General features: G+C 58.7%; 21 protein-coding genes. 4 read left to right on the top strand and 17 right to left on the bottom strand.

The annotated features are described in order from the left end of the window. Positions 1-107 precede the first annotated feature (107 nt). Together RBH71_RS12280 and RBH71_RS12275 are read right to left on the bottom strand one after the other, a co-directional pair. Complete coding sequence (locus RBH71_RS12280) at positions 108-824, bottom strand: aspartate/glutamate racemase family protein (RefSeq protein WP_013761066.1); 717 nt, start codon at positions 822-824, stop codon at positions 108-110. Between the two features lie 22 nt (positions 825-846). Continuing rightward, a complete protein-coding gene (locus RBH71_RS12275; protein ID WP_004431356.1) occupies positions 847-1,476 on the bottom strand; it encodes a flavin reductase family protein in 630 nt (209 codons plus the stop codon). A gap of 129 nt (positions 1,477-1,605) precedes the next feature. Here RBH71_RS12275 and RBH71_RS12270 point away from each other — a divergent pair, with 129 nt between their 5' ends. Continuing rightward, positions 1,606-2,283: a GntR family transcriptional regulator gene (locus tag RBH71_RS12270; RefSeq protein WP_004431355.1), complete on the top strand. Its 678-nt coding sequence runs from the start codon at positions 1,606-1,608 to the stop codon at positions 2,281-2,283. 8 nt (positions 2,284-2,291) lie between these two features. Here RBH71_RS12270 and RBH71_RS12265 read toward each other — a convergent pair whose 3' ends face one another. The 7 genes from RBH71_RS12265 to RBH71_RS12235 all read right to left on the bottom strand — a co-directional run bounded on the left by RBH71_RS12265 (position 2,292) and on the right by RBH71_RS12235 (position 10,640). Further along, on the bottom strand, positions 2,292-3,302 hold the full coding sequence (locus RBH71_RS12265) for an ABC transporter ATP-binding protein (protein ID WP_111803127.1): 1,011 nt from the start codon (positions 3,300-3,302) through the stop codon (positions 2,292-2,294). Next, positions 3,299-4,282 (bottom strand): ABC transporter ATP-binding protein, encoded by a 984-nt coding sequence (locus RBH71_RS12260; RefSeq protein ID WP_004431353.1) that lies wholly within the window; start codon positions 4,280-4,282, stop codon positions 3,299-3,301. The genes RBH71_RS12265 and RBH71_RS12260 overlap by 4 nt, the downstream gene beginning before the upstream one ends. After that, positions 4,275-5,768, bottom strand: coding sequence for an amidohydrolase family protein (locus tag RBH71_RS12255; RefSeq protein WP_111803129.1), 1,494 nt, complete (start codon positions 5,766-5,768; stop codon positions 4,275-4,277). The genes RBH71_RS12260 and RBH71_RS12255 overlap by 8 nt, the downstream gene beginning before the upstream one ends. Further along, positions 5,768-6,961 (bottom strand): amidohydrolase family protein, encoded by a 1,194-nt coding sequence (locus RBH71_RS12250; RefSeq protein WP_065660320.1) that lies wholly within the window; start codon positions 6,959-6,961, stop codon positions 5,768-5,770. The genes RBH71_RS12255 and RBH71_RS12250 overlap by 1 nt, the downstream gene beginning before the upstream one ends. A gap of 5 nt (positions 6,962-6,966) precedes the next feature. Further along, positions 6,967-7,917, bottom strand: a complete 951-nt coding sequence (locus RBH71_RS12245; protein ID WP_111800829.1) for an ABC transporter permease — start codon at positions 7,915-7,917, stop codon at positions 6,967-6,969. Positions 7,918-7,935: 18 nt separating this feature from the next. Beyond that, positions 7,936-8,904: an ABC transporter permease gene (locus RBH71_RS12240; protein WP_004431345.1), complete on the bottom strand. Its 969-nt coding sequence runs from the start codon at positions 8,902-8,904 to the stop codon at positions 7,936-7,938. Positions 8,905-9,074: 170 nt separating this feature from the next. Further along, positions 9,075-10,640, bottom strand: coding sequence for an ABC transporter substrate-binding protein (locus RBH71_RS12235; RefSeq protein ID WP_111800828.1), 1,566 nt, complete (start codon positions 10,638-10,640; stop codon positions 9,075-9,077). 168 nt (positions 10,641-10,808) lie between these two features. Here RBH71_RS12235 and RBH71_RS12230 point away from each other — a divergent pair, with 168 nt between their 5' ends. After that, positions 10,809-12,299 (top strand): amidohydrolase family protein, encoded by a 1,491-nt coding sequence (locus RBH71_RS12230; protein WP_323687326.1) that lies wholly within the window; start codon positions 10,809-10,811, stop codon positions 12,297-12,299. A gap of 244 nt (positions 12,300-12,543) precedes the next feature. On the opposite strand, the gene RBH71_RS12225 is transcribed toward RBH71_RS12230, so the two are convergent. The 7 genes from RBH71_RS12225 to RBH71_RS12195 all read right to left on the bottom strand — a co-directional run bounded on the left by RBH71_RS12225 (position 12,544) and on the right by RBH71_RS12195 (position 20,503). After that, a complete protein-coding gene (locus tag RBH71_RS12225; protein ID WP_111800826.1) occupies positions 12,544-13,599 on the bottom strand; it encodes a porin in 1,056 nt (351 codons plus the stop codon). A 511-nt stretch (positions 13,600-14,110) separates the two neighbouring features. Continuing rightward, the gene (locus RBH71_RS12220; protein WP_111800825.1) at positions 14,111-16,261 is read right to left on the bottom strand and encodes a putative bifunctional diguanylate cyclase/phosphodiesterase; all 2,151 of its coding nucleotides are present in this window, start codon (positions 16,259-16,261) and stop codon (positions 14,111-14,113) included. Positions 16,262-16,600: 339 nt separating this feature from the next. Continuing rightward, positions 16,601-17,536: a 2-hydroxyacid dehydrogenase gene (locus tag RBH71_RS12215; protein WP_111803132.1), complete on the bottom strand. Its 936-nt coding sequence runs from the start codon at positions 17,534-17,536 to the stop codon at positions 16,601-16,603. 24 nt (positions 17,537-17,560) lie between these two features. Next, positions 17,561-18,292, bottom strand: coding sequence for an amino acid ABC transporter ATP-binding protein (locus tag RBH71_RS12210; protein WP_004431334.1), 732 nt, complete (start codon positions 18,290-18,292; stop codon positions 17,561-17,563). Continuing rightward, positions 18,273-18,932 (bottom strand): amino acid ABC transporter permease, encoded by a 660-nt coding sequence (locus RBH71_RS12205; protein WP_003505666.1) that lies wholly within the window; start codon positions 18,930-18,932, stop codon positions 18,273-18,275. Before RBH71_RS12205 ends, RBH71_RS12210 begins: the two co-directional genes overlap by 20 nt. Beyond that, positions 18,929-19,633, bottom strand: coding sequence for an amino acid ABC transporter permease (locus RBH71_RS12200; protein WP_004431329.1), 705 nt, complete (start codon positions 19,631-19,633; stop codon positions 18,929-18,931). Before RBH71_RS12200 ends, RBH71_RS12205 begins: the two co-directional genes overlap by 4 nt. A gap of 66 nt (positions 19,634-19,699) precedes the next feature. Continuing rightward, positions 19,700-20,503 carry a transporter substrate-binding domain-containing protein gene (locus RBH71_RS12195; protein WP_004431321.1) on the bottom strand — a complete coding sequence of 268 codons (804 nt, stop codon included), beginning with the start codon at positions 20,501-20,503 and terminating at the stop codon, positions 19,700-19,702. 296 nt (positions 20,504-20,799) lie between these two features. Here RBH71_RS12195 and RBH71_RS12190 point away from each other — a divergent pair, with 296 nt between their 5' ends. Both RBH71_RS12190 and RBH71_RS12185 read left to right on the top strand, forming a co-directional pair. Then, positions 20,800-21,120, top strand: a complete 321-nt coding sequence (locus tag RBH71_RS12190; protein ID WP_004431319.1) for a hypothetical protein — start codon at positions 20,800-20,802, stop codon at positions 21,118-21,120. Positions 21,121-21,277: 157 nt separating this feature from the next. Further along, a complete protein-coding gene (locus tag RBH71_RS12185) occupies positions 21,278-22,300 on the top strand; it encodes a LacI family DNA-binding transcriptional regulator (RefSeq protein WP_323687324.1) in 1,023 nt (340 codons plus the stop codon). A 61-nt stretch (positions 22,301-22,361) separates the two neighbouring features. Here the strand turns inward: RBH71_RS12185 and RBH71_RS12180 are convergent, their stop codons facing one another. Then, complete coding sequence (locus tag RBH71_RS12180) at positions 22,362-23,390, bottom strand: trans-3-hydroxy-L-proline dehydratase (protein ID WP_111803133.1); 1,029 nt, start codon at positions 23,388-23,390, stop codon at positions 22,362-22,364. Positions 23,391-23,396: the final 6 nt, after the last annotated feature.

Below are 23,396 nucleotides of genomic sequence, written 5' to 3'. Positions count from 1 at the left end.
CCATCCCGCGCGGCCATTCTGCGGACCGGCGCGAAAGCAGACACTAGAGCGAGGCGAGCTTTGTCGCAAACGCCGTGGAGGCGCTTTGCCGCACCCGCGTTTCCCGGTCAGGCGACGAGCTTGGTTTCCTTCACCCGCGGATAATCATAGGCATTGACCTTGGATGTCACGTAACCCGCGCCCACCAGGGCTTCGGCCAGCTTGACGGCGGCCGTGACACCATCGATGACAGGGACGCCGGTTGCCTCGCGCAGCCTGTCGCACAGTGCGGACATGCCGGCGCAACCGAGGATGATGGCTTCTGCCGCATCTTCTTTCTTGGCCGCTTCGATTTCGCGGATCAACATCGCCTCGGCTGCAAGCGGATCCTCTTCAAGACCCAGCACCGGCAGATTGATGGCACGAACCCTGCGGCAATGCCGCTGTGCACCGTAGCTATCGACGAGATCTTCGATAATGGGGATGGAGCGCGGCAGCGTTGTGATGATGGAAAAGCGGCGGCTGATCGTCATCGCCACCTGAATACCGGCCTGGCAGATGCCGATCACGGGACCACGCGCGACTTCACGCGCCGCATGCAGGCCCGGATCATCAAAGCAGGCAATGACATAGGCATCGACGCCCAGCCGCTCGCCCTTGCGGATTTCCTCCAGCATGCCGGGAACAGCCAGCGCCTCATCGGCCCCGCCTTCGATACTGACCGGCGTATCGACAGGATTTGCAGCGGAAATCTTCGTATCCGCCTGCCTGACGCGCAAGGCGCTCTCGAGCGCCTGCGCCGTCATCGAGGCGGTTGAGTTCGGGTTGATCAGACGAATATGCATTCAGGTCAGCCTTTCGGGACTGTCACTTGCCATCGGGCTTGATGAAGTCGGTAATCGGGGGCGCCTTCAAGACGAACTGGCGATCCGAGGTAATGTAATTGTCGGCATGGAGGCGTGCGATCGGCTGGTATCGGTCCGGATCGACATAATGCCCCTCCTTGTCGAGGCAGTCCCGGTGGACATGCATGTGCACGACCTCCCCCAGCACCAGCGTCCGGCGCGGATAATCGATCAGACGCTCCACCCGGCACTCGAAGGCGCAGGGCGATTCCGCTGCAAAGCTTGCATCGATCTTGTTGCAGGGCGTCGGCGTCAGCTGCGCCATGGAAAGTTCGTCGACCTCGCTGTCGAAACCGAGGCCGCAGACAAGCATATGTTCGGAAATAGTCATATCGACCATGTTGACGACAAACTCGCCGGTGCGGCGAATATTGGCCATCGTGTCCTTCTCCTCGCCATTCAGACGCGGCTGGATTCCGAGAACAACGATGGGCGGATCATGGGAGAAGACGTTGAAAAAGCTCATCGGCGCTGCATTGTTGTGGCCCGCTTCCGAGCGGGTCGTGACAAGCGCTATCGGCCGTGGACCAATAAAATTCGTCAGCAACCGATAGCGGCTCTGCGGCTCAAGCGTGGTGAAGTCGAATTCCATGACGTTGCCCTGTTTATAGTATACAATATTGTTTCATATTGTTGACAATTATGCAACCAAAACCCTGTTGAAACAGTTGACTTTTTCGGCGGCATCACGCTTTTCTAACCCTAATGGAGAGCGAACAAAATGACCGAGCAGAACGGCCAGTCCACACAGCAAATTGTCGAGAAAGTCTGGCTATCCATCGCTGAGCGGCGGCTGCGTCCCGGCGTGCAGCTGAAGGAAGAACAACTGGCGACAATTTTCAGTGTCAGCCGTGCACGTATCCGTCAGGCCCTGTCCGTTCTGGAGCGCGACGGTCTCGTCACCATCGTTCCCAATCGCGGCGCCTTCGTTTCGAAACCATCGGTCGAAGAAGCCAGAGATGTGTTCTTCGTGCGTCGCACCGTGGAGCAATGTGTCGTTGAACGTCTGTGCAAATCGGCCACCAAGGCCGATCTGAAACGGCTTCGCGACCATGTCGCCAAGGAGCGCGTGGCCAATGCTCACAACATCACCACAGATATCATCAAGCTCTCCGGCGGGTTCCATCTGCTGCTTGCGGAAACGGCCGGTTCCGATTTCCTGTTCACCACCATGCGCGACCTCATTTCGCGTTCCTCCCTCATCACCGCCGTTTACCGCAACACCGACCGCTTCAATTGCGGACCGGACGAGCATGCGGAAATCGTCGATGCGATTGCCAATAACGACCCGGCGAAAGCCACGCATCTGATGACCCACCATCTGGAACATGTGGAAGCGGAACTCGATCTCAGCGAAATCCGCGACCTTTCCCACGATCTGCGCGCCGCACTCGCCTGACCCGACGGTCAGACGAGTTCTCTCTCCTTCACAACCCGCTCTTCTTCGTCCGCCACCAGATGGCAGGCGACACGTGTGCCGCCGGCAAGCGTGCGCACCTTTGGCACCTCCGCCGAACAGCGCGCCGTCGCAAGCGGGCAACGCGGATGAAACGTGCATCCCGATGGCGGTTTGAGCGGGCTTGGAACTTCACCGGCAACCAGTTCCCGGTCACGGCGCGGCGCGTCGATATTGGGAATGGTCTGCAGCAGAAGCTGGGTATAGGGGTGACGCGGGCGGGCGAACAGCTCCTCCGTGTCGCCCTCCTCCACGATGCGGCCAAGATACATGACCGCGATGCGATCCGACATGTGGCGAACCACGCTCATGTCATGGCTGATGAACAGATAGGTCAGCCCCAACTCGTCCTGGAGGCGTCGCATCAGGTTCAGCACCTGCGCCTGCACGGATACATCGAGTGCCGATGTAGGCTCGTCACAGACCAGAAACTCGGGCTCACTTGCCAAAGCGCGGGCAATGGAGATGCGCTGACGCTGGCCGCCTGAAAATTCATGCGGAAACTTTTCGCCGTCCGAAGCAGACAGACCAACCGTCAGCAACAGTTCCTCCACCCGTTCCATGGTCTGGGCCCGGGTCGCACGAAGTTTCAGTTCGCGGATGGGTTCGGCAATGATATTCTTCACCCGCCAGCGCGGATTGAGCGAGGCATAGGGATCCTGAAAGATCATCTGCGCCGAAAGCGGTGTATCCTTGCGACCCTTGGCGAAGTGGAAATCACCCGCGCTTGGCCGGAACAGCCCGGTCACCAGACGGGCAACCGTGGACTTGCCGCAGCCGCTTTCCCCTACGATGCTGAGACAGCCGCCCGCCGGAACCGTAAAATCGATGTCGTTTACGGCCTGGACGAATTGCCGGGGCTTGCGCTCAATGATCCGGTTGAGCCATGGGGCAGAGACATCGAAGGTCTTGGTGAGGCCCTTGACCGTCAATGCGGGTGTTCTTTGAACCGGCGTGTTCATGCTGTACCTCCTGCATTCATCCAGCAAGCGCTGGCGCCATCACCCACCGCTTCCAGTTCCGGCCGCTCGCGAAGACAGCGCGGTCCTGAGAACCCGCAGCGCGGATTGAAGGCGCATCCGGGCGGGATGGCGTCGAGACGCGGCATGGCACCGTCGATCTGGTTGAGCCGTTCCACTCGCGCGCCGAGCGAAGGAATGGAGGCCATCAGGCCCTGCGTATAGGGGTGCCTCGGCGCATGGAGAACCTGTTCGACCGGCCCCACCTCTATCAACCTGCCAGCATAAAGCACGGCAACGCGATCGGCTGCCTCGGCGATGACGCCCATATCATGGGTGACCAGCATGACAGCCGTCTGCTTTTCCTTGCAGAGCTTGCGCAGCAGCGAGATGATCTGCGCCTGGATCGACACGTCAAGCGCCGTCGTCGGTTCATCGGCGATGATCAGTTTCGGCGACGCCGCAAGTGCGAGCGCTATGACGACGCGCTGGCGCATACCACCGGAGAATTGATGCGGATGGTGATCGACGCGCTCTTCCGGAGATGGAATACCGACATCACGCAAAAGCTGGACTGCGCGTGCCTTTGCATCCCTTTTCGAAAGCGGCAGATGTTGGCGGATTGTCTCCACAAGCTGCGCGCCAACCGTGAACAGCGGATTGAGCGAGGTGAGCGGATCCTGAAAAATCGCGCCGATTTCCCGGCCACGGATGCTTTCCATCGCCCTGTCATCGAGTTGATCGATACGACGCGACCCAAGCCATATTTCGCCATCCGCGATGCGACCCGGTTTTTCGAGCAGGCCCTGTATCGCAAGGCCGGTCATGGATTTTCCGGCACCGGACTCCCCGACCACGCCGAGGATTTCGCCAGGGCGGATGGAAAGGCTGATATCCGAAAGTGCCGTCACCGTTCCCCGGCGGCCAGGGAACTCGACTTTCAAATTGCGGACATCGATAACCGACTGGTTCATGTCATCCATTGGTATTCACCTCCACCGGGTAGCTCGGGGGGAAGATTTCCGAAACGGGCGGATTGGCCCAGCTTCGCTCGGGATATTTCGCGATCAGCCCATCGAACTGTGCCTGCGCCTGAATGCGGGCGCTCGCCATGTCGATGTTCGCGACCTGTCTTTCCCGCATGGAGAGACGACCATCGACAAACACGGCGCGCGTGATTTTGCCTGAACCGCCGGTGACAATTGTTGTGATCGGATCGAGGCTCGGCGCCATGACCGTGTCATCCAGATCGAAGACCGCGATATCGGCGCGCGCACCCTTGGAAAGATGTCCGAGATCGGAGCGACCCAGCGCCCGAGCGCCGCCGAGTGTGGCGGCGTCGAACAGATCGGCTGAGCGGACCTTATCTGGAGCACCGTCATTGATGCGGCAGGTTATGAGACCGACAAGCAGGTTCATCAGCATGTCGGCGGGCGCCGTATCGGTGCCCATCGCAATGTTTATTCCAAGCTGGCGGCACGCGGAGAAGGACGACAGCGTACTGCCGCTTCTGGCCGACACCAGCGGACAGTGGACGATCGACACGCCGTTTTCCGCATAGAGCGCCAGATCTTCCTGCGTCGCATTGGTGGCATGCGGCGCGATAAGGCGGTCGCTCAGCAGGCCTGCTTTTGCGAGCCATACCGGCGCGGTTGAGCTATGCAGCTTGCGAACCGTGTCAACTTCCATGGTGCCCTGCGCCATATGCAGCCGGAATTTGCAGCCGAGATCACGGGCGGCCGCATCGGTTCTTTCCAGCAGGGTGAGCGTCGATGTTTCAACCCTATCAGGTGCCAGAAGGCCGCGGACGAGGTCGCCGTGTCTTCCGGTCTGCCGTTCGATGAACGACACTGCTTCCTTCAGCCCCTGAAGACCGCGCTCCTCATCGAACACGGGCACCATGCGTCCCGGCTCTTCCAGCACCATGCCGCCGGAGCGGAAGGCGGGGCTGAGATAGACCCGGAGACCAAGTTCGCCGGCAGCATCGGCCGCAGCCTCGAATTCAGCGACCGTTTCTCCCCATTCACGATAAAACAGCGAGGCAATGGGTGCCGCCGTGGTGATGCCGTTGAGGAGAAGCTGGCCAAAGGCGAAACGTTTCTGGAAGGCAAGCTCCTCCTCGGAATACATCTCGTAAGGACCGGCCTCGACATAAGAGCGCGGCCAGACACGGCCCTTCGCCCAGCCGGGATGATTGTCGATCCCCAAAATAGTCGTATCGAAATCGGAAAGCGCATCGAGGTCGATCAGGCCGGGGCTGATCAGGGCATTGCCGAAATCGACGCGCCGCGCGACCTCGCCTGGAAAGCCATGGCCGACAAAAAGGACTTCGCCGTTCTCGAAAACCACTTCGCCGTTTTTCAACAGCCGGTGAGACCCGTCCTTATGACCGACCACCCAGCTTGCGGTGAGCAGCGTGCGACCGGAGGGGCGTTCACCGAGAGCGATAGACTGTAGCGGATTGCTCATCATGGCGCCTCCACCACCGCCTTGCCGCCTCTGGCGGTCACGCGTCCGCCCTTTACGACCATGGGCCGCGGCGCGACATCGACAACGGCATGGGCCAATGTTTCGCCGGTCAGCAGCGTGAAATCGGCGGAGCAGCCAACCTCAAGACCGTAATCCTTGAGGCCCATGACATCGGCACCGCCCTGCGAGACGACATGCAGGACATGCGCAAGCTCGATATCCGAGCGCAAGCCGTTCTTCATGCCGATGATCTTGGCCCGGTCGAGCATATCCGGCTGGCCCCAAGGTCCCCAGGTATCGCGAATGCCATCACAACCGCCGCCAACGCGAACGCCGGCTTCCTTCAACCGCATGATCGACGGCACGGTTGCCGAGGGCGCGCCCGTCGTCAGGATCGCCACATCGAGCCGGGCGATTTCATCGATCAGCTTGCCGACCCTGATGTAATCATTCATGCCCAGCGCAAAGGCGTGGCTGATTGCGACCTTGCCTTCCATGCCATTGGCACGAATACGCTCGAAGATCAGCTCCATCGTGAAGGCGCCGAGATCGGCAGCCTCATGCAGATGAATGTCGATCGGCACGCCGTGCCTGACCGCGAGTTGAAAGAGGATATCGAGCTGACCTTTGGGATCGCGATCGATGCCGCAGGGATCGATGCCGCCAAGGACTTCGCAACCCTGTTTCAAGGCCTCGTCCAGCAGCTCCACCGTGCCGGGCATGACCATGACGCCGGACTGCGGGAAGGCAACGACCTCTATGTCGATGATGCCTTTCAGCTTCTCACGTGTTTCCCATATGCCTTCAACAAGCTTCAGGCCGTGGGTCGGATCGATATCCACATGGCTGCGGATATGCGTGCCGCCGTTTGCAGCAAGGCCGATGGCGTGGCGCATGGACTGGCGGTGCGGATCGATACCGATCTGGGTGCGGTTCTCGCGCTCGAAATCGATCCGTCCGCGCAGGATGGCGGCACGGTTGTTCTCATGCCAGGGCATGCCCCATGTCGTCTTGTCGAGATGGGTGTGTGCATCGATGAGACCGGGCGCGACGATTGCGCCGTTGCCATCCTCGACCGCCATGCCGGGTTCGGCTTCGAATTTTCCAAAACCGGCAATCTTTCCCTGTCTTACCAGAATATCGCAGGTGTCGCCCGCCATGGGCCTGACGTTGCGGAGCAGAAGATCGTACATGGAACTCACCTCAGTTTCGGATTGAGCGCATCGCGCAGCCAGTCACCCAGAAGGTTGACGGTGACGACGAGCAGGCAGAGCTGGAAAACGGGAAACAACACGATCCACCAGGAACCGGAAAACAGGAACTGGTTGCCGATGCGGATCAGCGTTCCGAGCGACGGCTGGCTGGGTGGCATGCCGATGCCGAGGAACGACAACGTCGCTTCGGTCAGGATCGCCATGCCGAAGTTGAGCGTGGCGGCAACCATGATCGGCGTCAGCGTATTGGGCAGAATATGGTTTGCCATGATGCGGCGCGCGGGAACGCCGATCAGCTTCGCCGCCTGCACATAGTCCTTGCCGGTTTCGACAATCGCCTGGGCACGCACGGTGCGCGCATATTGCACCCAGGCGGAAAGCGCGATGGCGAGAATGAGTACGGCAGATGCGCCGACCTCGCGAAGATTGTCCGGAAGCATCTGTCTGACGACCGTGGAGACGAGAATTGCCACCAGAATTGTCGGAATGGAGAGCGTGATATCGCCGATGCGCATCAGGAGATTATCGGCAAAACCGCCGAAGTAACCGGCGACAAGCCCGGCAGTCATGCCGATGACCAAGGACAGCGCCACCGAGGCAACACCGATGATTATCGATATGCGCGTGCCGTAGAGGATAGCGGAGAGCATGTCGCGCCCTTGCGTATCCGTGCCGAGCAGATAGGGCCATTCGCCGCCCTCCTGCCACACCGGCGGCAGTTCGGCCTTCCACATGTCGAGCGACGCGCCGTCATAAGGGTTCTGCGGTGCGATCAGGGGCGCGAAAACGGCGGCGAGGATGAGGACTGCAAGGATCAGCGCGCTGATCTTGGCCGATCTGCTGTGGCTGAACGACCAGTAGAGATCGCTGTTGCGTATGCGCTTGATGAGCGACGGGCGGGCAGGTTTTACCGTTTGCGGAAGGTCTGTGGCCATGAAACCGGCTCCCTTCGGTTAGCGCGCAGTGCGCAGACGCGGATCGATCACCGCATATGCAATGTCGACGAACGTGTTGAGGACAACGAAGATGAAGGAAATGATGCAGAGATAGGCCGCCATGACGGGGATATCGAGAAACGTCACCGCCTGTATGAACAGCATGCCCATGCCCGGCCACTGAAACACCGTCTCGGTGATGAGCGCAAAAGCGATGAGCGAACCGACGTTCATCGTCGTCAGCGTCACAACAGGCATAAGACAGTTGCGCAGCGCATGGCGGAAATAAATGCGCCAGCGGGGAATGCCGCGTGCACGGGCGAACTTCACGAAATCGGACCGCAGCACCTCCAGCATCTCGGCGCGGACCAGACGCATGACGAGCGTGATCTGGTAAAGCGAGAGCGCGATGGCAGGCAGAATGAGTGCGGCACGCCCCGATGAGGTGAGCAGGCCGGTGGACCACCAGCCGAGCTGCACGACATCACCGCGACCAAAGGCCGGCGCCCAGCCGAGGCTGACCGAAAAGACAAGAATAAGCAGAATGCCGACAACGAAGCTTGGCAGCGAGACGCCGACAATCGACAGGAATTGCAGGCCCTCCGTATACCACTTTCCGCGCCTGATCGCCGTCAGCACCCCGAGCGGCAGGCCGACGACAAGCGATATGATCGTGGCCACCAGAACCAGTTCCAGCGTGGCTGGAAACCGCTCCGCGATCAGCGGCAGCACCTGCTGGCCGTTGCGATAGGAAACGCCGAAATTGCCCTGGGCGGCATCTTTGACAAACCGCAGATATTGCGTTGGCAGACTGTCGTTAAGACCAAGACGCTCACGCAAGGCGGCGCGATCTTCCTGCGATGTCTGCTCCCCCACCATCAGCTCGACGGGGTCTCCGGCAAGCCTGAAAATGAGAAATGCAATAAGCGCGACGGAAAGCATGACCAGAATGGCATTTCCCATACGCTTGATGATGAAAACCAGCATTGTAACCTCTCGGATGCAAACCCGTGGCCAAAAGGCAGGCAGGTTTGCCCATTTTTGCAAGAGACGGGGTACGGGCCGCATGCGCCCGTAACATTGTCAACAATTGCACCGGCAGCGGAGCATTCAGGAGTCGTTCAGCGAAATGCCCAACGCCTCCCTGATATTCCGGATTACTTGCCGACCTGCGTCAGCCAGTGGCGCGGCTTGTTGTCGGCGCGGAAATCAACGCTCTTGACCTTTCCGAGCATGGCCCAGGCGATGGGCTGCTGGTGCAGCGGAACAAGCATCGTCTCGTCCTTGGCGATTTTCAATGCAGCTTCTTCAAGCGCGAGACGCTTGGTATTGTCCTGCTCGTGTGCTGCCTGATCCACCAGCTTGTCGATCTCGGGGTTAGACCAGCCGCCATAGTTGGATACGCCCATCGCGCCCTTGCGGGTCGAGAGGATCTGCGACAGGAACGAGAAGGCATCGAGCGTGGGCTCGTTCGCCCAGCTGAGGTTGAAGACATCGGCCTTGCCACCATTGCGCTTGGGAGACTGTACCGAACGCGGGGCGATGTCGATTGTCGGCTGGAAACCGCCGCGTTTGAGCATGTTGGCAACGCCGGAGCAGATGTCTTCCTCGTTGATGCTTTCGTCATTCATGCAGGTATAGGTGAATGCAAGGTTCTTCATACCTGCATCGGCAAGCAGCTTCTGCGCCTTTGCCGGATCGGCAGGCTGGTAGGTATCAAGCGACTTGGCGTAACCCGCAATCTCAGGCGCAATAAGCGAGCCGGACGGTCTTGCAAGATCGCGCATGACCTTCTTGTTGATGAGATCACGATCGATCGAGGCCTCGAATGCCTGGCGAACGCGAAGATCGTTGAAGGGGTTAGGCTTGCCGTCTTCAAGCTTTTCGCGGCGATTGAAGCCGATGAACAGCGTGCGCAGCTCGGTGCGCTTCTTCACCGTGATGTTCGGCGAGGATTCCAGACGCGGCAGATCTTGGATCGGTGCGGAATCGATCAGGTCGATTTCGCCGGAGAGCAAAGCTGCAACGCGGGTTGCGGCCGAGGCAATCGGCACGAATTCGATGCGATCGAGATTGTGTTTTTTCTGATCCCACCAGGCATCGTTGGCGACAAGAACCGTCTTGCTATCGGGAACGCGGCTCTCAAGCTTGAACGGGCCGGTGCCGTTGGTGTGCATCGTCGTGTAGCCATCGACCTTGGAAGCGAAGTCAGTCGGCTTTTCGCTGTTGTTATCTTTCAACCACTTAGCATTGAAGATGAAGATATTGGTGATGTCGTTGAGGAAAAGCGAGGTGGGCGCGGTGACGTTCAGATCGACGGTGTAATCATCGACCTTCTTCACGCCCGCAAAAACCGGAATATTGCCGCGCAATGGCGAGGTGGCATCCGAAGCGCGCGTGAAAGATGCAACGACATCGTCAGCGGTAAACTCAGCACCGTCGTGGAACTTCACGCCTTTGCGCAGGGTGAAACGCCATGTTTTTTCATCAACAAGTTTCCACTCCGTCGCAAGCGCCGGCTCAATCTTGAAGTCCGGCCCGTAACGCACCAACCCTTCATAGATGTGATTTAGAAAGGCGAGGTTGGAGGTGGAAGGCACCGAATACGGATCAAGCGAGTAAAGATCCGCGCGGCCGCCCCAACGCAAGGTTTCTGCGTTTGCGGGAACGGCAATGGCGGCGGCGGCCATGGCGGCCAGAACGAAACTTCTAATTCGGGACATTTGATCCCCCCTTTTTATAAATCATTGGATAGCCGGCAGACCTACCGGCCGGACAAGGCGGAGTATTGTTTCGCACAGGCGTATTGTCAATAATATTGTTGACAATTATCGTATCCAAAATCGCGAGGTTCTGGATACAAGCTGCACTTCAATGAGGGAGAGGACGAAATGGGGAATTTTCTGCTGCTGCACGGCACGATGGTGACGGTGGATCGTGAAAGACGCATCATCGAGGATTGTGGCCTTGCCATTCAGGGCGACCGTATTGTCGACATCGGTACAGCAGCGGAGCTGGCGCCACGTCACAGCGACAAGCAGATCATAGATTGCCGGGGAAAACTCATCATCCCCGGCCTCATTGACGCCCATGGCCATGCAGGGCACGCGCTGATCCGCAGCATTGCGGCCGACACCAACGCCATGTGGATGAAGGTCGTGACGCCGACCTACTATCACTACGTCACACGCGATTACTGGTATGCGGACGGCCTGGTCTCCGGCATCGAGCGGCTTCGCGCCGGCGTGACGACAGGTGCCAGCATCATCACCTCGATGCCACGCGCCGACGACCCCGTCTTTGCCATCAACCACGCCCGCGCTTATGACGAAATCGGGCTTCGTGAAATCATCTGCGTTGGACCTTCCGGCCTGCCCTGGCCGCACCCGGTGACCCGATGGGAAAGCGGCTCTCCGGAGCGCCGAAATGTAAGCTTCGAGGAAATGATCGAAGGCAGCGAAGCCACGATCGACGCACTGAACGGAACGGCAGACGGACGCATCAGTGTTTTTCTGACACCCTTTACCATCGTTCCCTCGGTGGAACCCTCCAACGCTTCAAGCCCCGACCAGGCGGTGAAACTGACGGAAAACGACCGCATGCAGGCGCGCCGAATACGCGAGACGGCCCGGAAAATGGGCGTCAGGCTACATTCGGATGCATTTGCGGGACAAATCCGCATGGCGTTTCAGGATAAGGAAAATGCGCTTCTCGGCCCGGATATCCACCTCCAGCACTGCTGGGGCATCTCGCATGAAGAGATCGACATTCTGGCGGAAACCGGCACGCGCGTGACCCACGCCCCGCCGGGCCGCTCAACGCCGATCATGGAAATGATGTCCAAGGGGATTCGAGTCGCCATCACCACCGATGGCGCAGCACCCAGCCGTCACTTCGATATGCTCCAGACCGCCCGACTTGCGCAGTTCACGCAACACCTGCTGCACAATCACGATCGCTACCTGTTGCCGCCGGGCAAGATATTCGAAATGATCACCATCGACGCCGCCCACGCCATCGGCATGGAAGATGAAATCGGCTCGATTGAAATCGGCAAAAAGGCGGATGTCGTCATCATCGATATGCGTAAACCACATCTGATGCCAATGTGGATGCCGGCGCACCGTCTCGTGCATCAGGTTCTGGGAAGCGACGTCGACACCGTTTTCGTTGATGGCAAGATGCTGATGGAAAACAGCCGGGTTCTGACGACCGACGTCGATGCGGCTCTCTCCTTTGGACAGGAAGAGGCACTGGCGCTTGCCGCCCGCGCGGGTCTTGAAGCGCATATGCATGATCCGGGCTGGGGCCGTTTGCTGCGAACCTTCGAAGAACCGGTCCACCCTCCCCTGCCGCCGGTACCAATGCCTGGCGAGCGATAGCGCAACCTGATCTCCAGGACCGGCATCCCGCCAACCCAGCGACCCGCCCGCAAATGCCCGCAACGACATTGTTGACAAAAATCTGCCGGAACTTTCCTCAAAACAAAATCTCCCCGGCCTGGAGGGGTCCGGGGAGCAAACCTGACATCATGTCAGGAACTTTGACTGAAGCTAGCACTCACCCGCTCAAGAGCGGGGTGGATCTGAGTCATCTAACCCGGTTTAGGCTTTTTTCTTATGGCTATTAGAATGCGCGCTGCAGGCGAACGAAACCGGTCCAGGCTTCAGGCTTGGTGTCGACGTCGAGGTAGTTTGCAGCAACCTTTGCCGAGAGGCCGTCCGTGATCTTGTAGTCAACCGTCAGGCCAGCCTTCCAGGCGTCGTTGTTCGAGAATTTGTCGAACGAGACGAGGCCGTAGCCACTGTAGTACTGGAAGCCTGGGGTGATCTTCAGCTTGTCGGTTGCGTTGATGGCGTATTCGGCAGCAACAGCCCACTCGGAAGCATTGTAGTAAGCGTTTGCGCCGGAAGCCCAAACACCAGACAGGCCAAACGTGCCAGGACCAACACCAGCTGTTGCGATCAGGCGAACAGAGCCGTTTTCGCGGTCAGTGTCATAACCACCGATGAGCTGAAGAGAGACGCTATCGATATTCGCGCCAGCGCCAACAACGACGCCGACATTGTTACTTGTGTTGTTGTTCTTGTTGAACGTGCCGACCGCGATACCTTCGAGTTCGTCAACCGAGACACCAGCCCAGAAAGAACCCGCTTCATAGGTGTAACGAACGGAATTGAACAAAGCGTTGGTCGCCACATCGTCCGTTTCACCGGAGAGACCATCATCCCACCAGCTCAGGAACTTACCGACCTTCAGGCCGGCGATTTCGATAAAGGCCTGATGAACGAAAACTGCGGATCCCTTGTCGCTGGAAGCAGAAGTGGTGGAAGCAGCGGCAGAACCGGTATCAGCATCACCACGCAGGCCGATGAAGCCACGCAGAGCGCCGAGTTCAGTGTCGGTACGGGTGTCAACTTCGAACTGGGCGCGCGTGAATGCGTCCCAATCAGACTTGCCAGCCTTGTCACGGCCGAAGTCGGTCTGGAAGCGAACGTAGCCCTGGAACTTCAGGCAGGTTTCGGTGCCGGGGATGTAGAAGAAGCCGGTGCCGAAGGCGTCGCAGACGCGAACATATTCCATGGGCTCGGGTTCGGCAGCGACGATAGCGTCAGCGGCCTGTGCGCCGGATACTGCTGCGAGAGCGGCAGCGGAGCCGATGAGGAGGCTCTTGATGTTCATTTTTAATCTCCAGTCAAAAAATTTTTCAACGAATGCGCAAAGCCGAGGGCTGGTCTTTTCCCTGCCGCCCGCTTCTCTGCGCTGATCCAGCAAATGGCAGAAACTTCGGGAGACTCGCAATTCAAATCTAAAGAATACAAATACACTTAGAGAATACATTCAAATCTCGTAGTAAAATTACAACAAATTAATAGTTAAATATATAATATATAAATGTTTTATTCGGTGATTTCGATATTTATTACTTAGTTATAGCGCAAATTAGTTCTAATATTTTTGAATTATAATACCAGAACAAACTTGCGCCGAATGCCGCAATCGCTTGGGAAAGGCATCAAGTTTCATGGATGAAGATGAGGGGATGCGGGCTTTTAATGCCACGTGGGGTCGCAAGAAGGGTGATATAGCCGCACTCCCTCCCGACGCCACTATGCGGCAAAGACAGCGCAACGTGCCTTCCGCCAATTCGCGCCCGGCGAATCCGGTTAGAGGCCGGCCACCGAGGTGGGAATTATTGCATGTCGTTCGATAGACCAGCGGGGAAAGTCATCATATTCCCCAACATTGCCTCGATCGCATCCGCCTGCACCGGGCGGCTGAAGTAATAACCCTGCCCATAGGGGCAGCCGGCAGCGCGCAGAAACGCTGCCTGCTCGCCGGTCTCGACGCCCTCGGCAATGACATCGATGCCCAGAGACCCCGCAAGCTGGATCATGATGGAGACGATGGCGCTGTCCTTGGTTTTTTCCGGCAGATGGGTGAGGAACGACCGATCTATCTTCATGCACGACAGGGGGAAGGTCTTGAGCATGCCGAGACAGGAATAACCGATGCCGAAATCATCCAGTGCCAGGCTGACGCCCATCTCCTTGATGACGCGCATGATCCGCACGGATGTTTCCACATCCTGAATGATGAGGGTTTCGGTGATCTCAATTTCCAACAGAGACGGTGCAAGGCCGGATTGCGTGAGCGCAGACCTGATCTGCTCCACAAGGCCGCCCTGAAATTGCCTGGGTGAAATATTAACCGCCATTTTGACGGGCGGCAGCCCGGCATTGCACCATGCCTGCGCCTGAAGGCAGGCTTTCTTCAGAACGCTTTCCCCAAGTTCCACGATGAGGCCGGTTTCTTCCGCAAGGCCGATGAATTCCGCGGGGCCGAGCAGACCTTCCACCGGGTGCTGCCAGCGCACCAGCGCCTCCACGCCGCTGATGCGACCGGTCAAAAGATCGACCTGCGGCTGATAGTGGAGAACGAACTCATCTCTTTCTACCGCCTTGCGCAATTCCTCGATGCGGGTGAACTTCTTCCTCAGATCATCCGCCATGCGCGGCGTGAAGGTTGCAATGCCATCTCGCCCGCTATGCTTGGCCTCATACATCGCAAGATCGGCCGCAGCGACAATTTCCGCCGTGGTTTCCCCGTGCTCCGGGAAAAATGCCATGCCAATGCTGCATGTGACCTTGATATCGTAGTTGCCGAGGCGCAGCGGCTGCGAGACCGCAGCCCGGATATGTTGCAGGCGGCTTTCGAAATCGTCCTTCTGCTTATGCAGAATGATGACGAACTCATCCCCGCCCACCCGCAGCACCAGATCGTTTCGACCGAGACTGCGCGAGATGCGCTCAGCCGTTTTGGACAACAAAGCATCGCCAACGCTGTGGCCGAGCGTATCGTTGATCTGCTTGAAATTATCGAGATCGAGAAAGCCGATGCCGACATGCCGCTTCGCTTTTGCCGATGCTGCCAGTATTTCCGGCAGTCTCGTATCCAGAAAGCGGCGATTGGGCAGCCGTGTCAGCATGTCGTGATCGGCAAGAAACGCGATATGTTCCGCCGCCCGTTTGCGATCGATCGCAAGACCCGCCATGCGCGCGGCGGCGGCGATGAACTCCAGAAGCCCCGCATCCGGTTTGCGGCCCGCCAACATGCACCAGACGAAACCGTGCGCATTGCCTTCGCTGGCGGGAATATCGAAACTGAAGGCCACATTACCGGCGGGATAGGTCAGGCTTTCGGGATCGCTGACGCTGGAGATGAGTGCTGTCACCCCCGCATGCTGTGAAAGCGCCGGTGAGGCATAGACCGAGGGTTCGCCGGCCGCGGCATCGAATACGCGAACAGCGCAGGCAAGACCCGTAGCGAGGTTTTCGATGGCTTTCACGAATTCTTCGAGAAAATCCTCGATACGCGCCGCCCCAACAATCATTTCGAGAATATGCGCCTGCGCCTGAAGCAGTCGCTCCGAGGCCTTCTTCTGGGTAATATCTCTGGATGCACCGACCACACCGATGATCGCGCCGTTCTTGTCCTTAAGCGGCACGCGCGACATCATCAGCCAGCGGTCGATATCGCCGCGCATTGCGCGTTCCTCAAAACCGAGATCCGGCTCTCCCGTGCGCATCACCCGCGCCTCGGTCTCTGGAATGCCGGCACGCTGCGCCGCATCGCCGTTAATATCGTAATCGGTGAGACCGATCAGTTCCTCGACTGTGTCGAAGCCGTTTTCGGTGACGATGGCACGGTTGGCGAAGAGAAAGCGGCCTTCCAGGTCCTTGGCGTAGATAAAATCCGGCACATGATCGATCATCGCTTCAAGCAGCGCATGCCGGTCGGATGGCGGCGCATCGGACTTCGTCCGCGGCGGCCGGTTCTGCAAGCGTGACTTCGGGCCTTTGGAACGCAACTATCCGCCTCGTTACTGTATAAGGAAGCAGAATAGTAGGATTATACATATTATATAAATATGAACGGCGGTGGGGGATTGAAGCGAAATGGCGCGACAAATACCGCGCGATCAGATTGTCGGCAAAGGCAAAACCTCTCCTGCAACATGCCAGCCTTGAGCTGGCATTGAGCCACGGCGCATCTGCGCCGTGAAACAAGCTTTTCCCATTCAATACTTCATAGCACTGAACCGTGAGCTGCAGGACTTTGTAGTTATCTCATGAGCTGCAACGGCTGCAGCGTTTGACTGCAACCGTCAATTGCTTATCCATCACACGACAGGTGTGGGGAGCTCTTTACCGGCAAAATGCGCGTCTAGATTGGCGAGAACCAGATCGGCCATGGCGCGCCGGGTCTGGTGCGTGCCGCTGCCGATATGCGGCGCGAGCGTGACATTTTCGAAGGCGAAAAGCGCCTCCGGCACACGTGGCTCATCTTCAAAGACGTCAAGCGCTGCGCCACTGATCGTGCCACTCGAAAGCGCCTCGACCAGTGCCTTTTCATCCACCAGCGAACCACGCGCCACGTTAACGAGCACACCCTGGGGACCGAGAGCCTTCAGCACATCCGCATTGACGATATGGCGCGTTTCGGCGGTGGCGGCGGCGGCGATGATCAGCACGTCGCAATTTGCGGCCAGAGCCTCGATGCTGTCGTGATAATCATAGGGAACATCGCGACGGTTTCTGGCGGTGTAGGAAATGCGCGCATCAAAGCCTTCCAGCCTTTTGGCGATCGCCTGACCGATGCGGCCAAGGCCAAAAATGCCGTAGCGGCGGCCGGCCACACGGGTGGAAAGACCCATATCACCCTTCAGCCACTGCCCCGTGCGCACATGCTGGTCAGCCTGCGGCAGCTTGCGCGCCTGCGCCAGAGCAAGACCGAGCGCGAGGTCAGCGACATCCGCCGTCAGAACATCCGGTGTGTTGGAAACGCGGAAACCGCGTCGCTTGGCTTCCGCCAGATCCACCTTGTCGAAACCGACGCCGTTGATGGCGACGATCTCGAGATTGGGGAGTGCGGCGCCGATATCCGCCGGCAGGCCGATATGGCCACCGGTGACGACGCCGCGGATTGCAGCACCCTTTTCAGAAAGGAACGCCGCCTTTTCTGCCGCCTCAAACAGGCGATGAACAGTGAAGCGCTGCGCGAGTTCTTGTTCCAGTGCCGGGATCAGCGGGCACAGTTGTACGATTTCAGTAGTCATGGATATGTCCTTGTGGATCAGGCGCTATTTCACATCGGCCTTGACGAATTGCCGGAGTTCCGGTGTTTGCGGATTGGCGAAGAGTTCTGCCGAGCGGCCCTGTTCCCAGATCTTACCCTTGTGCATGAAGATGGTTTCGGTCGCCACACGGCGTGCAAAGGCCATTTCATGGGTAACAAGGATCATGGTCATGCCGCCCTTGGCGAGGTTTTCCATGACCGTCAGCACTTCCTCCGTCAGTTCGGGATCGAGTGCAGAGGTCACCTCGTCGAAAAGCATCACCTTCGGCCGCATGGCAAGCGAACGGGCAATCGCCACGCGCTGCTGCTGGCCGCCGGAAAGCTGGTCGGGATAGGAATCGAATTTCTCCGACAGGCCGACGAGTTGCAGAACCTCGCGGGCAATGTCCTTCGTTTCCGACTTTGCCACGTCCTTGACGATGCGCGGAGCGAGCATGATGTTTTCACCGACCGTCAGATGCGGGAAAAGATTGTAGCTCTGGAACACGATACCGACATCGGTGCGCAGCTTGCGCAGCGCAGTGGCATCTCCGCCCAGCGCATGGCCGGCAATTTCGATGCGGCCCGAATTGATCTTCTCCAACCCGTTCATGCAGCGCAGCAGCGTGCTCTTGCCCGAGCCGGAGCGGCCGATGAGGGCGAAAACTTCACCACGGCCGACCGTCAGCGACACGCCTTTGAGGACTTCCAGAGCGCCAAAGCTCTTGTGAACGTTTTCAACGATTACTTCCGGCATGAAGCCTCCTTTCCAGCCAACGAGACAGCTGGGACAACGGGTAGCAGACGATGAAATAAAGCACGGCCACCGCGACGAAGACGCGGAACGGCTGGAACGTGGCATTGTTGATAAGCTGCCCCGCTCTCGCCAGTTCGACGAAACCGATGATCGATGCGATGGACGTATTCTTGACGACCTGAACGGCAAAACCGACGGTCGGCGGCAGGGAAATGCGGATCGCCTGCGGCAGGATGACGTAGCGATATTGCTGGGCGCGGGTGAGAGCCAGCGACTCCGACGCCTCCCATTGCTGCTTCGGCACCGCCTGGATGCAGCCGCGCCAGATTTCGGCGAGATAACCCGACGTATAGATCGTCATTGATGCGCCGGCGGCAATCAGCGGTGGCAGTTCAAGTCCGGCAAGGCTTAGGCCGTAATAGGACAGGAACAGGATCATCAGCACCGGAATGCCCTGGATGACCTGGATATAGGTGCCGGCAGCGATACGCAGCGCCTTCAGATCCGAGGTGCGGGCAAGCGCCACGAAGAAACCGACGAGGCCGCCGCCGATGAGCGCAATGATCGTCAGAAGCACGGTCCATTGCAGGGCGGTGAGCAGGAAGCCGAACTCGTTCCAGCCGAAAGTTCTGAGTGTCATGACTGCACCTCCGGCAAGGCGGTCATCGTCTTGCGCGCCACGCGGCGGCCGAACAGCCACATGCCAACAAGGGCAAGGATGAGCCGCAGGCTGAGCGCCAGCGCAAGATAGATGAGCGTGACGACGATATAGACCTCGAAGGAGCGATAGGTCTGCGATTCCACGAAGGCAGCGGCGGCCGCAAGCTCATGGGTGGAGATGGCCGAACATATGCTCGATGCCAGCATCATCAGCACGAACTGGCTGCACAGCGACGGATAGACCTTGGCGATGGCAGGCACGATGATGACGTGACGATAGATCTGATATTTGGTGAAGCCCAGAGCCTCGCCCGCCTCGATCTGCGACTTGTGAACCGCCTCGATGCCGGCGCGGATGATTTCCGTGGAATAGGCGGCAAGATTGATCGTCATGCCGATCAGAGCTGCCGTATCGGCTCCAACGCGAAAGCCGAGCCCCGGCAGACCGAAATAGACTATGAAAAGCTGCACCAGAAATGGCGTGTTGCGGATCACCTCAACATAGCCGTCCACGATAATGCGGACGATGCCGCCATTGATGGAACGCAGCGAGGCTAAAAGAATGCCGAACGCGCAACCGAGCACGATGGAGAGGACCGATAGCTTGATCGTCAGCCATATGCCGCTCAACAATTCGTTCTGATATTGGGCAAGTGCGCCGAATTGAAATGTATAGGACATGCGTCACTCCGTGGACATTTCCCGGCCCGCCGGAATTTCTCCCGGCGGGCGCGTTGAATGGCTCAATCAGAAGCTTGGCAGTTGCGGCAGCGGACGGCCGGTCCACTTCACCGAGATGCGGTCGAGATCGCCCGACATCTTCATGAGATAGATGGAGGTGTTCAGCCACTGACGCAGCTCGAAATCCTCAATCTTCGTCGCCATGGAATTGCCCTGCTGGAAGAAGGTGAAACCGACCTGCAGACCGGCCTCCGGACGCTGCTTGATGATCGCCTCACCCACCGTGGACGGCAGGGCGACGGCATCCACCTGACCGGCAAGCAGAGCCTGGGCGCTGGTGGAATCGTCTTCGTAGACGACGATTTCGAGACCTTCGACATTGGCCTTGCGCAGCGCGGTTTCCTGCGAGGAACCGCGATTGACCGAAACACGCTTGCCCTTGAGGCTATCAAGATTTTCGAATTTCTGGTCCTTGCCGGAGATGATGTCCATGTTGAAGGCGCTGTAGGGCTGCGTGAACATGACGGTCTTGGCGCGTTCACCGGTCGGGGCGAGCGTCGCGACAAGGAAATCGACCTTGCCGGTCTGGAGCGCCGGAATGCGGGCCGGCGGCGTCAGCGGCACCAGTTCGACCGGCAGCGACAGGTAAGAGCCGATCAGATTGGCGACATCAACGTCATATCCGGAAGGATTGCCCTTCTCGTCCACCATGCCCATCGGCGGCGCGCCGGTGAGAACGCCGATCTTGACCTTGCCGCGCGCGGTGATCTCGCTGAGCGAGACGGCATGGGCCGAGGTGGTGGCGGCTAGCGTTGCTGCGGCAACACCGACTGCGACGGTCATGTTCTTCAAAAATCTGGAAATGCTCATGGTTTCTCCTCCAACCCTTTATTTGCCGTCCGCACGGGAACAGCGGCCTTTGCGCAAACCGAAAAATGTTCTCGATAACATTTCAACCCGATTTGCAAAAAACTCCTCCCAAGAAGACGCGAAGATCCAAAACTGTTAGAATTTCCCGTTAAATTCAATGCTTTTGGCTGGTTATCGATTTTCCTCTGGTCGACACCATTTCGCGTTCTTGGCAGGATCAATAATGCATGTTATCGGTATCATTGCAAGTCCGATCTACAGAACTGTTGCATCGGACATTCATTCGGGAGGGAACCATGTATACACGCTCGGCAATTTTTGAAGGCAAGATCCACGCCGGGAGGGAGGAGGAGTTTTTCCGCATCGTCGAGGAAAAGCTTCTGCCGGTCTGGAAACGCATGCCGAACGCGCAGGCCGTGCGCGTCATGCGCACCGAGCGCACGGACCCGGACGCGGCGGCCATCATTATGGTGCAGGAAATCGACTATCCGTCTATTGAGGCTGTGGAAGAAGCGCTGGTTTCGCCTGTTAGACTGGAAGGCCGGGTGCTGACGGACGAGATGATGAGCATGTGCGACGGGCGTTTCTATCACCTCGTCTACCGTCGCATCGCATAAATCCGGTGCACGCCGCACCGATCTGCAATCATGCGGCGTGCTTTCCCTTGATATCTTCGTGTATGTCTTGTCCTGAACCGGTTCTAATTCAGGGAGACATGCTTTGGTGGAGCGCACGCCCTTGGCCGCAGCGTTAGTCACGTCAAAAAAAGCAACCATGAGCGACGTCTCGAAACTCGCGGGCGTCTCCAAGATGACCGTTTCGCGGGTGCTGGCCGATCCGGCGCTGGTGTCTGAGGACACGCGCCAGAAGGTGATGAAGGCCATCGAGAAGCTTGGCTATGTGCCTGACCGGATCGCCGGTTCGCTGTCTTCCCGGCGCACCAATTTCATCACCGCCATCCTGCCGACGCTCACCAACTCCAACTTCGCCGACAGCGCACAGGGGCTCGCCAATGCTCTGCGCGCCGCCGACTACCAACTGCTGATCGGCTATACCATGTACGATCTCCAGGAGGAGGAGCGCGTCATCCGCACCATGATGGAGCGCCGGCCCGACGCCATAGTCGTTGCCGGAACGGTGCATACCAAGATGGCGAGCGAAGTTTTGATGCGCGCCGGCATCCCGATTGTCGAAATCTGGGACGTTCCCGAACATCCGATCGACCATGCGGTAGGCTTTTCCAACTACGAAGTGGGAAGAAACGCCGCCAAATATTTAATATCGCTTGGATTTAAGAGAATTGGCGCACTGGGATCGCGTGCGGATGGCGATGTAAAGGACTGGCGCGGCGAAAGCCGTCTGCTCGGTTTTGGTGCTGCACTTCGCGAAGCCGGGATTGCCGACGACCTCATCATCCGCGAGGGCAGCGCCCCAGCCTCCTACGACCATGGGGCCAAAACGCTCGGCTCATTGCTGGCGAAGGCGCCGGATGTCGAAGGCATTTTCGCGGTCTCCGATATTTCCGCCGTCGGCGCACTGATGGAGTGTCATCGTCGCGGCATTCATGTGCCCGAACAGATTTCCATCCTCGGCTTCGGCGATTTCGACATCGGCCGGCAATGTTATCCAGCGATTTCAACGATCCGTGTAGACGCCCAGATGATCGGCCGAAAAGCGGGCGAATTGCTGCTTTCCATATTGGAAGCGGAAAAAGGCGCTGCCGTTCCCGAAGGCGCGCGGGTGGATGTCGGGTTCGAGTTGATCGTGCGCGAGACGACGAAGCGGGTGGGCGGGTGAGGCGTTCCTTCCCTCATCCCTGTGCTGGTCACAGGGATGAGGGAAGTACGGTGTATCGTCCTTATCGAGCGCCCCAAGTGTCCGTCAGACGATATCCTTCCGGCCACGGATCGGAAGGATCGAGCATGTGCTGGTGAATGCCGGTGATCCAGCCGCGGCCGGAAATTTCCGGCAGGATGGCCGGGCGGTCGCCCACCGTTGTCGTCCCCAGAATGCGACCGGTGAAGGTGGAGCCGATGAGCGACACGGCCGTCAGCGTCTGGCCTTCTTTCATCTCACCGCGTGCATGCAGCACCGCCATGCGCGCCGAAAGCGCCGTACCGGTCGGTGAGCGATCCACCTTGCCGGGCTGGATGGCGACGGCGGCACCTGCCCGCAGGCCCTCAGCGGTGCGCTCCACCTTGCCCGCAAACAGGCAGAAGGAAAAATGACGCCAATCCGGGTTTTCGGGATGCTCGAAACCCAGAGCCTTGTTGGCGGCATTGGTGATGCGCACGCCGAGACGGGCAATCTCATGCGCTTCATCCGGCTTCAGGCTGAAGCCCATCGCCTCGGCGTCGACGATGACGAAACTGTCGCCGCCATAGGCCGTGTCTACCTTCAACGTACCGAGACCCTCGACCTCGAGTTCTACATCGAGCTTCGCGGCAAAGCTCGGCAGGTTCTGCACGAAAATGCGTTCGGCCTTGCCATTGCGGCATTCGGCACGCACCTTCACAAGCCCGCCCGGCGCTTCAAGCAGCATATGGGTTTCCGGCTCCTGCATTGGCACGATACCGCCATCCAGAAGCACCGTGGAAACGCAGATGGAGTTGGAGCCCGACATGGGCGGGGTATCTTCCGGCTCCATGATGATGAAGGCAGCATCCGCGTCAGGATGTTTTGGCGGCACCAGAAGATTGACGTGGCGGAACACGCCACCGCGCGGCTCGTTGAGCACGAAATTGCGCAGGGTCTCATCGCGGGCGATGAAACGGCTCTGTTCCCAGATCGTCTCGCCCGGCGGCGGCCTGATGCCGCCCACGATCACATCACCCACCTCGCCTTCCGCATGGGCGGAGATGACGTGAACTGTCTTGATACTGCGCATTTAGTG

Source organism: Rhizobium sp. AN68, from assembly GCF_030758035.1.
Lineage (GTDB): Bacteria > Pseudomonadota > Alphaproteobacteria > Rhizobiales > Rhizobiaceae > Agrobacterium > Agrobacterium tumefaciens.
Note: the sequence above shows the minus strand (reverse complement) of the source record. Positions and strands in the feature narration are given on the sequence as shown.